The organism is Shewanella sp. Shew256 (genome assembly GCF_002196695.1).
GTDB lineage: Bacteria > Pseudomonadota > Gammaproteobacteria > Enterobacterales > Shewanellaceae > Shewanella > Shewanella mangrovisoli.
In genome coordinates this window covers 152,434-165,410 of sequence record NZ_NAJR01000001.1, presented here as the reverse complement: position 1 = coordinate 165,410, position 12,977 = coordinate 152,434, and the positions used below count along the sequence as shown (strand labels likewise).

Here is a 12,977-nt window from a genome sequence, read left to right as displayed (position 1 = left end):
GCGGCAATAACACATATTATTGAGCAGAGCCTAACACAGCTCGGGCTTCTCTTAAATCGAAATGCTCGTCAACTTTGAGATAAGCAACTTTCTCGTCTAGCACCACAATCGCTTCGACCACACCCATCAATTGTGACAACTGCGACGCCATATCCCGCGCTTGGGCTTTGTCTTTCACTTCGGCCTCTAAGGTGTAACTCTTAAGCAGCACAGGATTTTTCATCCCTAGGGTCAATAATAACCAAACGCCCATCAATACCAGCGCGACGATAAACACGCCCACGGCGCCGACTAATTGGAACGCACCGCCGCCAAGCATACCGCCACAGAAGGCGCCTAAGAATTGGCTGGTCGAATAGACCCCCATGGCCGAGCCTTTTTCACCTACTGGGCAGAATTTCGCAATCAAGCTCGGCAGCGACGCCTCAAGGTAGTTAAAGCCGGTAAAAAACAGCAGCACGGCCACGCTCAATACCCAGAGGTTGTTGGCAAAAATCGCCATGGCAGCCAGTGCAAACATCATGATCACTAAAGCAATTTGGAACATCGCCTTAGTATTCTTACGCTTCACCCCGATAATGATTAACGGCACCATCAAGAAGAATGCCCCCACAAACGCGGGGAAATACAGCATCCAATGTTTTTCTTTTACCAGACCCGCATCGACTAAATCGAGCGGCAAGGCGACAAACACCGCGGTTAACACTAAGTGCAGAATAAAAATGCCCGCATCGAGTCGAAACAGCTGTGGATCGGTCAGCATACGCTTAAGCTTGGCGGGCGCTGCTAAGGTATCGCCCTTAGGTGCATGGGAAATCGGATTCGGTACTAATAGCTGCACAATCAACATGCCAAGTACCGCAAGGCCTGCGGTTAGCAAGAATAAACCCGATAAGCCTAAATGCTGCGCCACAATCGGGCCGACGAGTAACGACAGGGCAAAGGAGCCGCCGATACACATGCCGATAATGGCCATCACCTTAGTGCGCTGCTCATCTCGGGTTAAATCCGCCGCTAAGGCCAACACGGCGGCGGCAATCGCCCCCATACCTTGCACGGCGCGGCCAAATACCACGCCGTAAATGGTATCGGCATTGGCGGCAATTAAGCTGCCGATGGCGAACAATACTAGGCCGGCGAGGATGACAGGTTTACGACCATACTTGTCGGATAAAATCCCCATAGGGATCTGCAAAACGGCCTGAGTCAAGCCATAGGCACCAATGGCAATCCCCACCCAAAGGGGAGAAAAACCTTCTAAATGCTGACCATAGAGTGCAAAGACGGGCATGATCATAAACAAGCCCATCATACGTAAACCAAATACGCTGGCTAAAGAAAACGCGACTTTTTTCTCGGTTCCTGAAAGTCCGTTGTTACCCATGATTTTGCCCTGGATTGAAGTCTTTTAGGGGGCGCATGTTAACACACCCAAAAGCGTTTGCTCAAAAGGAAAAACCACCCGCACCGAGAGTGTAAAACAGTGGATTTTGCCCCGCGCCAATGCTGATGCGTGCACCTTAGCGTACGCTTAGGCCTTTATTTTTAAGGCTTATCTAAAAGCCCATTGGCTACAAATAGTTAACTCGATGCTTACAGAACTTGGGTAAGTTCAAAGTCGTTATACGGATTAATCTTAGTTAATCCGCTAACTGCATCACCTTTTATCAGCAATACCAGCCCCACAACCGCGCCCAATCGGCATGTCAGCAAGATCACAGAATCGACTAAACTCGGCCGCCGAACTGTGCGATACTTAGGCTCATTTTTTTAAGCATAAGACTTGAGCGATAGATGGATAAGATTGAAATACGCGGCGCACGGACCCACAATCTCAAAAATATCAACCTGACTATCCCAAGGGATAAGTTAATCGTTATCACAGGGTTATCGGGTTCAGGCAAATCTTCCCTAGCATTTGATACCTTATATGCCGAAGGCCAACGACGTTACGTTGAGTCTCTTTCTGCCTATGCCCGCCAATTCTTAAGCTTGATGGAAAAGCCCGATGTCGACCATATCGAAGGCTTAAGCCCGGCGATTTCCATCGAACAAAAATCGACGTCCCATAACCCGCGCTCCACCGTCGGGACGATTACCGAAATTTACGACTATTTGCGTCTGTTGTTTGCCCGCGTGGGTGAACCGCGCTGCCCGACTCACGGCCAACCGCTGGCGGCGCAAACCGTGAGCCAGATGGTCGATAAAGTGTTAGAAATGCCCGAAGACAGTCGCTTGATGCTGCTGGCGCCCGTAGTCAACGGTCGTAAGGGGGAGCACGTAAAATTACTCGAGGGCTTATCGGCGCAGGGCTATATCCGTGCCCGAATCGACGGTGAAGTCTGCGACTTAACAGATCCACCCGCACTCGATTTACACGTTAAGCACACCATCGAAGTGGTGGTCGATCGCTTTAAAGTCCGCAGCGATATCCAGCAGCGTCTCGCCGAATCCTTTGAAACCGCGCTCGAACTCTCCGGCGGGATTGCCGTAGTCGCCAGCATGGATGAAGGCACCACGGAAGAATTAATCTTCTCGGCTAACTTCGCCTGTCCGCACTGCGGTTATTCGATGGCCGAGCTTGAGCCACGGATTTTCTCCTTTAACAATCCGGCCGGTGCTTGCCCAACCTGTGATGGTTTAGGGGTACAACAATTTTTCGACCCCGACAGAGTGATCACTAACCCTGAGTTATCCCTCGCGGGCGGCGCGATTCGCGGCTGGGATAGACGTAACTTCTATTACTTCCAGATGCTGAGCTCGCTCGCCGACCACTATAAGTTCGATGTCGAAGTTCCCTTCGAACAGCTGTCGGATAAGGTGAGAAAAATCGTCCTCTACGGCTCTGGCAAAGACAGCATCGCCTTCAAGTACATCAATGACCGTGGGGATGTGGTGGTGCGTAATCACCCCTTCGAAGGCATCTTAAATAATATGGACAGGCGCTACCGTGAGACCGAAAGCAACGCGGTGCGCGAAGAATTAGCCAAGTTTATCAACACTCAAGCCTGCCAAAGCTGTGGCGGCTCGCGCCTGCGTGAAGAAGCCCGTAACGTGTTTATTGGCGACCTTAACCTGCCCAAACTTACCGTTTGGTCGATAGGTGAAGCCCTCGAATACTTCGACAAACTTGAGTTCAGCGGCCAAAAGGCACAGATCGCCGAGAAGGTATTGAAGGAAGTGCGTGATCGCTTAGGCTTCCTCGTTAACGTCGGCCTCAACTATTTAAGCCTGTCACGCTCGGCAGAAACCCTTTCAGGCGGTGAAGCACAGCGTATTCGTCTCGCCAGCCAAATCGGCGCTGGACTCGTCGGCGTAATGTATGTGCTCGATGAGCCATCAATCGGCTTGCACCAACGGGATAACGAGCGGTTGTTGCAGACCTTAATCCACCTACGGGATTTAGGTAATACCGTGATCGTGGTTGAGCACGATGAAGATGCGATTCGCATCGCGGATCATATTATCGATATCGGCCCCGGCGCTGGCGTACACGGCGGCGAAGTGATTTGCGACGGCCCGATCGAGAAAATTGTCGCCTGCGATGAGTCCGTCACTGGCCAATATATTTCGGGCAAACGCAACATTCATATCAGCACCCCACGTACGCCTTACGATCCAAAACAAGTGATTGAGCTTTATGGCGCCCGCGGCAATAACCTGCGCAATGTGGATTTAACCATCCCTGTGGGATTATTCACCTGCGTGACTGGAGTATCTGGTTCAGGCAAATCGACCCTGATTAACGACACCTTCTTTAGAATTGCCCATAAGCAACTCAACGGTGCCACTGTCGATGAGCCCGCACCTTACGATCGCATTGTCGGCATGGAGCAGTGCGATAAAGTGGTCGATATCGACCAAAGCCCGATTGGCCGCACACCGCGCTCTAACCCCGCCACTTATACTGGCATCTTTACGCCTATCAGGGAGATTTTTGCCGCGACGCAGGAATCCCGTACCCGTGGTTATCAGGTGGGCCGTTTCTCCTTTAACGTGAAAGGTGGTCGCTGTGAGGCCTGTCAGGGCGATGGCTTAATTAAGGTCGAAATGCACTTCCTACCCGATGTGTATGTTCCCTGCGACGCCTGCAAGGGTAAACGCTATAACCGCGAAACCTTAGAGGTGCGCTACAAAGGTAAGAACATCCACGAAGTGCTGCAAATGACAGTGGAAGATGCGCGGGAGTTTTTCGATGCCGTGCCAGCGATTGCCCGTAAACTGCAAACCCTGATGGATGTAGGTTTGTCCTACGTGCGTCTAGGCCAGAGCGCGACCACGCTGTCGGGCGGTGAGGCGCAAAGGGTGAAACTCGCCAAGGAACTCTCTAAGCGCGATACGGGTAAAACCTTGTATATTTTGGATGAGCCGACAACGGGCTTACACTTTGCCGATATCCAATTGCTGCTCGATGTACTGCATCGCCTCAAATCCCACGGTAATACTATTGTGGTGATTGAGCATAATCTGGATGTGATTAAAACCGCAGACTGGATTATCGACCTAGGCCCAGAGGGCGGCGGTGGTGGCGGTACTATCTTAGCAACCGGTACGCCAGAAGATGTGGCGCAGCATCCGACATCCCATACCGCGCGCTTCTTAAAGCCGCTGCTGGAACGGGATGCTAAGCTAGCTAAGCAGTCATAGCGATAAGATTAACAGTGCCTTGGGCATCACTAAGGCGCTGTGATTACACCCTATTGCAATATAAAACCATCCCAGGCAAGCCATTTGTCGTTATCAATCGAGGAGAACATGTTGCCAACACATCGCCCGAGTTTGACGAGCTTAAGTCGCGCTAATGTATTGCTGATTGCCTGCTTGGGGTTAACGCTTGTGGCGCTGGTTATCGCCGCTGTCGATCCGCTTATCGGTCAACCCACACGTTTACAAGTGACAGTGTTAGACAGCTCAGCCAATAGCAGCCTGCTCGCCTTGCCCGATGGCCGGATCACCACCTTAGATCAAGGCGGACTCACCAAAAACGCACAAGTCACTATTTGCTCACGAACCCATTTGGTCTCTGGCTTGGAGCACTTTCATTTAAGCCGTCATCAGGAGGCGACACTCTCCCCCGAGATCCGCGTCTTAGACTGATTCAGCATTACGGCCCATGCAGCTAAGCTAAATCCCTGTTAGGCTTAGGATTGATCATCCTATTGCCAATTTTAAGGATAGCCATGGGCAATTTGGCGCCCCCATTCATAGCAATCACTCGCCCCCAACCTCAAAGCGTAGGTTTGAGCTTATTGCGCTTGTCTATCCTTAGTTTGTGTTTAAGCCTTGCCGCCTGCGCCAATCAACCCGCCGAATACACCTGCTCACCTGAGGCAATTCGATTGAATTGGGCCGAGCCTGAAGCTCTTAAGCAAACAGTAGCAATCCTCAGCGCCGCAGAATTAATGGGACGTAAAACCCAAACCGAAGGCGCCGCCAAGACACGCGATTATCTGCACAGCCAGTTTCAACAACTTGGGCTTACTCCTTGGGGAGAGACTTTCGAGGTTCCCTTCGAATATGCCACGCTTTTTAGCCAAGAGACGGGAAGCAATATGATGGCGTTAATCCCCGCACGCCAACCCACGAATCGATGGCGCATTGTGGTGGCTCACTATGATCATCTCGGCATGAGTGGCAGCAAGATTTACCACGGCGCCGATGATAACGCCTCAGGTGTTGCCGCCCTGTTGGCTCTCGCCGCCCTCTGGCAAGTGCAGCTAAGCGCCGCCCCCAATTCGCTGCCCAACATTAACTTAATGTTTGTCGCCACCGATGCCGAAGAGCCGGGACTGTTTGGCAGTACGGCCCTCGTCGAGCAACTCAAGCAGCGCATGCCCGAGGCGCAATTTGAACTGATGCTCAATCTCGATATGATTGGCCACCCGAGCCGCCCCTACGCCATTTACCTCGAGGGTAGCCGCAACTTCTATCAATTTCCGCAATTTAGGCCGATGCTAAACGCGAATAATCGCCTCTGTATTAAGTTGAGCCATCCCAAACCCGTGGGACGAAGCATCCAGAGCACAGATTGGCTGAGAGCCTCGGATCATTATCCTTTCCATAAGGCTAAGATCCCTTGGCTCTATTTTGGCGTCCCGACTCATCCGCAATATCACACCCCGGAAGATACCCCCGACACTTTGGATTATGTGTTTCTCGCAGCGGTAACGGAATCCGCCTTCGAAATCCTACGACTCAATGGCGACTTTTTGAAAAATTAAGCGAAGTGGCGCGTTTCTTGCTCAGTTTTGGCAAAAAAATCCACGCAAAACCCGGTATTTATCCGAGAGTCACTTGGTAAAGCGGCTAAAATGCTGCTATAATCTGGCGTTTTCGGTGCGGGAAATCGACACGGGGTTGATTTTCTGTCTGTGAAACTTAAGCGCCAATCCGGGCGCATCCACAAGGCTACAACCCAATGTCATCCAGTGAAAGAACTTTCCGTGAACTCGGCTTGTCCGAGAATTTGTTGCGTGCTCTTGACGAGCTAGGTTACGAAAACCCAACGCCAATCCAATCAGCCAGTATCGACCCATTAATGGCTGGCAAAGATATTTTAGGTCAGGCACAAACAGGTACAGGTAAAACTGGTGCCTTCGCCCTGCCCCTGCTCAACAAAGTGACCAGCCAAGCTGTTCCACAAATCTTAGTATTAGCGCCAACCCGCGAATTAGCGGTGCAAGTAGCAGAAGCTTTCAGCAGCTACGCGAAATTTATGAAAGGTTTCCATGTACTGCCAATCTATGGCGGTCAGAGCATGCATCAGCAATTAAACGCCCTGAAGCGTGGCCCACAGGTTATCGTGGGTACACCGGGCCGTGTTATGGACCATATGCGCCGTGGCACTTTAAAGCTGGAAACCCTGCAAGCGCTGGTACTCGACGAAGCCGACGAAATGTTAAAAATGGGCTTTATCGACGATATCGAATGGATTCTGGAACACACACCAGAGCAGCGCCAACTGGCACTGTTCTCGGCCACTATGCCAGAACAAATCAAGCGTGTTGCTAACAAGCACTTAAAAGATGCGACTAACATCAGCATCGCTGCGAGCCACACCACAGTTGACTCTATCGAGCAACGTTTCGTGCAAGTGTCTCAGCACAACAAGTTAGAAGCTTTAGTTCGCGTATTAGAAGTTGAAAATACTGAAGGTATCATCATCTTCGTTCGTACCCGTAACTCATGCGTTGAATTAGCAGAAAAACTCGAAGCCCGTGGCTATGCCTCATCACCACTGCACGGTGATATGAACCAGCAAGCCCGTGAGCGTGCGGTTGAGCAGCTGAAAAGCGGTAAGTTAGACATTCTGATCGCGACCGACGTTGCGGCCCGTGGTCTGGACGTTGAGCGTATCGGCCACGTAGTGAACTACGATATCCCTTACGATACTGAAGCTTACGTACACCGTATCGGTCGTACTGGCCGTGCTGGCCGTACTGGTATGGCGATTCTGTTCGTCACCAGCCGTGAAATGCGTATGCTGCGCACCATCGAGCGCGCAACTAACAGCCGTATTTCGCCAATGAAAGTACCAAGCCCAGAGACGGTTGCAGAACGTCGTCTGTCTCGCTTAGGTGAGCAGTTAGCGCAAACCATGACTCAAGATCTGGACTTTATGCGCGAAGCGGTTGCCCAGTTATGCCAACAACTGGAAGTGGATACCGATCTGCTGGCCGCAGCCCTGCTGCACCAAGTACAGCAAGAGCGTCCACTGCAATTACCAGCGATTCAAGAACGTACTCGCGATGAGCGCAGTGAACGTGGTGCTGAACGTGGCGAACGCGGTGAACGTCGTGGCCGTGAATCACGTCCAATGCCAGCAAGCCTTGGTAGCGCTGAAGCGTTAAAAGACAATCCAGATCTGAAGATGTGCCGTTATGTTATCGACGTGGGTCGTGACAATGGCGTGGGTGTGGGCAACATCGTTGGCGCTATTGCAAACGAAGCTAACATCGACAGCCGTTACATCGGTGCCATCCAGTTATACGACGCAGTAACTACCGTTGACCTGCCAGACGGCATGCCAAAAGAAGTGCTGCAGCACCTGAAGAAAGTGCGCGTATGTGGCAAGCCACTGAACATCCGTGAAGCTGGCGATCAGGTATTCGTAGACTCTGGCCGTGGCGCACGTAGCGACCGCCGTCCACGTGGTGATCGTCCAATGGGTGAGCGTAAACCACGTTCAGCTTCTGGTGACAAGCCGTTTGCAGACCGCAAACCACGCTCAGACAAGCCAGCAGGCGAGCGTAGACCACGTAAACCACGCGAAGAGTAATCGCCAAACCTAAGCCGTTAGGTTAAGCAGATTTAAACAAACGCATTAAAAAAGGAGCCTAGGCTCCTTTTTTGTTGTCTTAAAATCGCTCCCGCTCAAACTTCACTGGCCAGTTGATATTTCGAGCAGGTATAGTCAATCGATGGATGCCTAACTTAAGGACATTAAATGGATTTTTTAGTACTGATAGCCGACCTATTTAACCCAACACTTCCAGCACTGGCTAAGTCATGCCGCCAAGATAAAACCTTATTAATTATGGTCCTGGTCGGTTGTACTCTGTTTGCAGGCTTTATTGGCATGTTAGTCGCCATGGCAAATTAACTTGCACTTAAGCCAATAGGTCTATTAGTGTCGGCTTAGTCTTTAGCAACGCAATTAGTGTATTTCGATGAAAAAAGCCCTCACCGCTGGCCTGCTATCCGCCTTTATCGCCCCCGGCAGCGGCCACTTTTACCTTAAACATAAACGTTCGGCGCTGGTGTTTTTCTGCTTAGCTGTCATCAGCCTTGTGCTGCTACTTATGCAAATCTATCAAGTGGCACAAGTGATCGCCTTGGAGATCCAAAATGGCACCTTACCCCTAGATGTCGGGGTGATATCCGCCGAAATCACCCAACAAACCCAAACCACAATGGCCAATGCCAATGAGCTGCTCTATGGCTTTTTGCTCTGTTGGTTAGTGGCATTGCTCGACAGCATTCGCCTTGGGCTTAAACAAGATGCCTTAACTACGAATACAGCTGGGCATTAGATTCACTAGATACTTTAATGGGCTTGCAAGCACTGTGGCCAGCAAACCCATATTGCAACGATAACCTATTGCTTAACACCATCGACTGACGAATCAACAGGCTCTGTTCGAGTATCCAAATAACCACTCAGGCGAGTTAGTAGCAGCGCCGCAATCACCACTAGCGCACCAATCAATGGGGTTTGCATTAATCCCATCTGCTCGACAATGAGTCCGCCGCCCCAGGCACCTAAGGCAATCCCTATGTTGAAGGCGGCGATATTGAGTCCCGAGGCCACATCTACTGCGGTTGGAGCATAGGTTTCAGCCAGTTTGACAACATAGACCTGTAACCCAGGGACATTACCAAAGGCGAAAGCGCCCCAAACGAGTATGGTTAACACAGCGGTAATCGGGTTTAACGCCGTAAAGTGAAAGATAAACAGCACAGCGGCTAAACCAGCAAAAATATAAGTTAGCGCTTTGATTGGCCCCATGTTATCGGCCATCTTGCCGCCCCAGATATTACCTATAGCGACCGAGACACCATACACCAACATAATCACTCCTATCGCACTCGCATCGAAGCCACTGATCTGCTGTAAAATAGGTGCGAGAAAGGTAAAGGCAACAAAAGTACCGCCATACCCAATTGCTGTAATGGCAAATACCAACAGCAGCCTTGGCTCAGTCAACACTTTAGCTTGGGTCAGTAAACTGGCAGCACGGGTCTGCTTAAGGTTGTTCGGCACTAAGAATGCACTGCCTATCAAGGCGATAAGGCCAAGCAAAGCAACGGCTAAAAAGGTCGACTGCCAACCAAAACTCTGGCCGATATAAGTCCCTAGGGGCACTCCTGTTACCAGTGCGACGGTCAGTCCTGTAAACATAATCGCAATGGCGCTGGCCGCTTTTTCCTTTGGTACCAGTCCTGTGGCAATGGTTGAGCCAATCGAAAAGAACACTCCATGGGCTAAGCCGGTAATCACTCTCGCCGCGATCAAAGTTTCATAGCTCGGGGCTTGCCATGCGAGCACATTCCCCGCAACGAATAGTGTCATTACCGCTAACAATACATGCTTACGATTCCAATGCCCCGTTAAGGCCGTTAAGACTGGGGCGCCAATGGCTACCCCAAGGGCATAGAGGCTCACTAATAATCCCGCCGAGGGGAGAGAAACCTGTAAATCCTGCGCCATAGTGGGAATTAATCCCACGATGACAAACTCTGTTGTTCCAATAGCAAAGGCGCTTAGCGTCAATGCGAGTAAAGCTAAAGGCATGATGGCGTCCATCCTATATTAAACGAGCGACAAGCTCGATAAGGGCTAATAGAGCTGAAGTTAAAGCAGCTCGCTTCACTTCAGATGGCGCTATCTTGACGATAAAGTTTATTGTCAAAAAGAGTGATTTTTACAAATGATTTTTGCTATAAACGTAACTAATTACCTCATTGGAGACTGACATGCTGACTCGCTCAGATGACTTACAGATACTGCTCACAGTAGTCGATAGTGGTGGATTTTCCGCGGCGGCCGAAGCGCTCGATATTCAAGTCGCGAGGGTTTCAAGAGCCGTGACCAAACTTGAGAGTCAGCTACAAGTTACCCTGCTCAACCGCACCACTCGACGAGTCGAATTAACCAATGAGGGACGCCTGTTTGTCGATGCAGTTAGGCTTGGGCTGCAAACCATACAGTTAGCGGAAGAAGAGCTTATGAGTCGAGGGGAACAACCTAAGGGTAAGCTTAGAGTCGATGCCGCCAGCCCTTTTGTGCTACATCAGATTGTTCCCTTAGTACATGAATTTAAGCTGCTTTATCCTGAGATAGAGCTGGAACTCACCTCGAATGAAGGCTTTGTCGACTTGATTGAAAAGCGCACCGATGTGGCGATTCGTATCGGAAAACTCACCGACTCAACCCTGCACGCTAGGCCCTTAGGCAAGAGTAAACTGCATATCGTCGCCTCTAAGGAATACCTCGCCAAACGTGGGTTACCTAAAAGCGTCAGCGAGCTAAACCACCACAGCCTTATCGGTTTTACGGGCGCTAAGGTCTTAAATCAATGGCCACTCAAAGGGTTGGAGCAAATCGTCCCCACAATGCGGGCGAGCAACGGTGAAACCGTACGCCAATTAGCCCTCGCGGGTAACGGCATCGCCTGCCTATCTGGATTTATGGTCAGCGATGATATTGCTAGCGGGCGTTTATTGCCTTTGCTAGAAAACGAACGAGTCGCAAACATAGAGCGGGAGCAAGTCAATGCCGTTTATTACAAGACCTCAACCGTTGCTCGGCGGATCTCCGCCTTTATCGATTTTATTCAACCTCGGCTAACACTATAAATATGCAAGTGATTAGGGCGTTAAGTGCAGTCGATTGTTGCGGTAATAGCAAAAATCATTTGTGCTTTAGCCTCTTTATCGACAAAGCACGATCGGCGACAGTTACCCTATCCACAGAATAAGGGGAAGAATATGACTCAAACCAATGCGACAGCATCTAACCAAGCGCCTCTGACAGCTATGCCGATGCTGGGCACAGGAACCTTCAGACTTAAAGATAACGCCGCTTTCGATGCCGTGTTGATGGCACTCGAAGAAGGTTCACGCCATATCGATACGGCGCAGATTTATGGCAATGAACAGGCGGTCGGGGATGCGATTAACGCCTCAGAGATCCCACGCCAAGAACTGTTTATCACGACCAAAGTATGGACTGAAAACCTGACCAAGGAACGCTTTGAGACTAGCGTTATCGACAGTCTAACGGCGCTGCAAACCGAGTATCTTGACCTGTTACTCATCCATTGGCCGTTGAACAGCGATGAGCCGAGTATGGTCGAGTATCTCTCAGAGCTGAAAGCAGTATTAGATAAAGGCCTGACTCGTCGCATTGGCGTATCAAACTTTACCAATACACAACTCGCGCAAGCGATTGCCATCTTAGGCGAAGGCGTTATTTATACCAATCAAGTAGAAGTGCATCCCTATCTCATCAATCGCAAAGTGACGGATTTTTGCAGGCAACACAATGTATTAGTAACTGGATATATGCCATTTGCCTATGGCGCAGTGCTGCAGGATGAAACCATAGTCAACTTAGCATCAGTGCATCAAGCCACTCCCGCACAAATTGTGTTAGCCTGGTTGCGACAATTAGGTTTTGCCACCATTCCCTCCTCAACCCAAAGAGACAATGTTCGCAGCAACTTAGCGGCCGCAAGCATTAACTTAACACCAGCAGAAATCGAGCAAATCAATCAACTGGATCGCAATCATAGGGTCGCAAATCCTGACTTTGCCCCACATTGGGATTAGATCGAGCGCGCTTGAGTTAGCCTTTAGTTTCTAATGCCCAAGCGTCGATAAAGCTCTGATAATTGGCGATAAGCAAATCCGCCGCTTGGGCATAGTCCGGTACCTCTTCTGGGCAATAGAGGGCGCAGCGACTACCGGCGTTTTGCGCGGTTTGCAGATCGAATAGATAATCCCCCACGTACAAGATATCCGCCGGACTCAACTGCCATTGCTCGCAAATCAAGTGGATACCCTGCGGGTGAGGTTTAGGCTCGGCATCGTAACGGGTCAGCACTAAAGGGATATCGATACCGAGTTTTTCGATGGTGATTTTGGCCGCCTCGGGCATATTGCGGGTCAAAATCGCCAGCGGCAATTGCCGCGTCTTTAAAAACGCAATCAAGGCCTGCGCACCTTCAATCCAGCTCGCCTGACGCGAACTTTCAAGCTCATAGTCATGGACAATTTCGAGCGCCTGCATCTTGGCCATTGTTGTCTCAAGGCTATGGATATGCTCTAGAATATCGGTACCCGATCCAATACCTAATGCCGCCCTTAAGCCTTTAAAATCGGGGTTTGAATGGGCAAGCGTACCGTCGAGATCAAAGATAACCCCGCGGATCTGTTCAAGTTGCATATCGGTCAGGCGTGTAATCACTCGGGTA

11 protein-coding genes are annotated in these 12,977 nt (G+C 50.5%); 8 read left to right on the top strand and 3 right to left on the bottom strand.

All coding sequences use genetic code 11. The features are described from left to right. Nucleotides 1-16: 16 nt before the first annotated feature. Nucleotides 17-1,384: an MFS transporter gene (locus tag B5P39_RS00740; protein WP_088210090.1), complete on the bottom strand. Its 1,368-nt coding sequence runs from the start codon at nucleotides 1,382-1,384 to the stop codon at nucleotides 17-19. A gap of 410 nt (nucleotides 1,385-1,794) precedes the next feature. Between B5P39_RS00740 and uvrA the strand changes: the two genes are divergently transcribed. The 6 genes from uvrA to B5P39_RS00715 all read left to right on the top strand — a co-directional run bounded on the left by uvrA (nucleotide 1,795) and on the right by B5P39_RS00715 (nucleotide 9,032). Beyond that, nucleotides 1,795-4,647, top strand: a complete 2,853-nt coding sequence (uvrA, locus tag B5P39_RS00735) for an excinuclease ABC subunit UvrA (RefSeq protein ID WP_088210089.1) — start codon at nucleotides 1,795-1,797, stop codon at nucleotides 4,645-4,647. A 108-nt stretch (nucleotides 4,648-4,755) separates the two neighbouring features. Beyond that, nucleotides 4,756-5,097, top strand: a complete 342-nt coding sequence (locus tag B5P39_RS00730) for a hypothetical protein (RefSeq protein ID WP_088210088.1) — start codon at nucleotides 4,756-4,758, stop codon at nucleotides 5,095-5,097. A gap of 83 nt (nucleotides 5,098-5,180) precedes the next feature. Continuing rightward, nucleotides 5,181-6,221, top strand: a complete 1,041-nt coding sequence (locus B5P39_RS00725) for a M28 family peptidase (RefSeq protein WP_088210087.1) — start codon at nucleotides 5,181-5,183, stop codon at nucleotides 6,219-6,221. A gap of 197 nt (nucleotides 6,222-6,418) precedes the next feature. Next, nucleotides 6,419-8,278: a DEAD/DEAH box helicase gene (locus B5P39_RS00720; protein WP_088210086.1), complete on the top strand. Its 1,860-nt coding sequence runs from the start codon at nucleotides 6,419-6,421 to the stop codon at nucleotides 8,276-8,278. A gap of 168 nt (nucleotides 8,279-8,446) precedes the next feature. After that, nucleotides 8,447-8,602, top strand: a complete 156-nt coding sequence (locus tag B5P39_RS24640; RefSeq protein ID WP_166485363.1) for a hypothetical protein — start codon at nucleotides 8,447-8,449, stop codon at nucleotides 8,600-8,602. 67 nt (nucleotides 8,603-8,669) lie between these two features. Further along, a complete protein-coding gene (locus B5P39_RS00715) occupies nucleotides 8,670-9,032 on the top strand; it encodes a DUF6677 family protein (RefSeq protein ID WP_088210085.1) in 363 nt (120 codons plus the stop codon). A gap of 65 nt (nucleotides 9,033-9,097) precedes the next feature. On the opposite strand, the gene B5P39_RS00710 is transcribed toward B5P39_RS00715, so the two are convergent. Then, nucleotides 9,098-10,294, bottom strand: a complete 1,197-nt coding sequence (locus B5P39_RS00710) for an MFS transporter (RefSeq protein WP_088210084.1) — start codon at nucleotides 10,292-10,294, stop codon at nucleotides 9,098-9,100. A 182-nt stretch (nucleotides 10,295-10,476) separates the two neighbouring features. Here B5P39_RS00710 and B5P39_RS00705 point away from each other — a divergent pair, with 182 nt between their 5' ends. Beyond that, nucleotides 10,477-11,358 carry a LysR family transcriptional regulator gene (locus B5P39_RS00705; RefSeq protein ID WP_088210083.1) on the top strand — a complete coding sequence of 294 codons (882 nt, stop codon included), beginning with the start codon at nucleotides 10,477-10,479 and terminating at the stop codon, nucleotides 11,356-11,358. A 132-nt stretch (nucleotides 11,359-11,490) separates the two neighbouring features. Next, on the top strand, nucleotides 11,491-12,333 hold the full coding sequence (gene dkgB, locus B5P39_RS00700) for a 2,5-didehydrogluconate reductase DkgB (protein ID WP_176399832.1): 843 nt from the start codon (nucleotides 11,491-11,493) through the stop codon (nucleotides 12,331-12,333). 16 nt (nucleotides 12,334-12,349) lie between these two features. Here the strand turns inward: dkgB and B5P39_RS00695 are convergent, their stop codons facing one another. Beyond that, nucleotides 12,350-12,970, bottom strand: a complete 621-nt coding sequence (locus B5P39_RS00695) for an HAD family hydrolase (protein ID WP_088210082.1) — start codon at nucleotides 12,968-12,970, stop codon at nucleotides 12,350-12,352. Between the last annotated feature and the right edge of the window lie 7 nt (nucleotides 12,971-12,977).

Bases quoted from the DNA above. Each gene is read 5' to 3' on its own strand.
- B5P39_RS00725 (WP_088210087.1), top strand. From the start codon at position 5,181: ATGGGCAATTTGGCGCCCCCATTCATAGCAATCACTCGCCCCCAACCT.
- B5P39_RS00705 (WP_088210083.1), top strand. From the start codon at position 10,477: ATGCTGACTCGCTCAGATGACTTACAGATACTGCTCACAGTAGTCGAT.
- B5P39_RS00715 (WP_088210085.1), top strand. From the start codon at position 8,670: ATGAAAAAAGCCCTCACCGCTGGCCTGCTATCCGCCTTTATCGCCCCC.
- B5P39_RS00740 (WP_088210090.1), bottom strand. From the start codon at position 1,384: ATGGGTAACAACGGACTTTCAGGAACCGAGAAAAAAGTCGCGTTTTCT.
- B5P39_RS24640 (WP_166485363.1), top strand. From the start codon at position 8,447: ATGGATTTTTTAGTACTGATAGCCGACCTATTTAACCCAACACTTCCA.
- B5P39_RS00710 (WP_088210084.1), bottom strand. From the start codon at position 10,294: ATGCCTTTAGCTTTACTCGCATTGACGCTAAGCGCCTTTGCTATTGGA.
- B5P39_RS00730 (WP_088210088.1), top strand. From the start codon at position 4,756: ATGTTGCCAACACATCGCCCGAGTTTGACGAGCTTAAGTCGCGCTAAT.
- dkgB (WP_176399832.1), top strand. From the start codon at position 11,491: ATGACTCAAACCAATGCGACAGCATCTAACCAAGCGCCTCTGACAGCT.
- uvrA (WP_088210089.1), top strand. From the start codon at position 1,795: ATGGATAAGATTGAAATACGCGGCGCACGGACCCACAATCTCAAAAAT.
- B5P39_RS00720 (WP_088210086.1), top strand. From the start codon at position 6,419: ATGTCATCCAGTGAAAGAACTTTCCGTGAACTCGGCTTGTCCGAGAAT.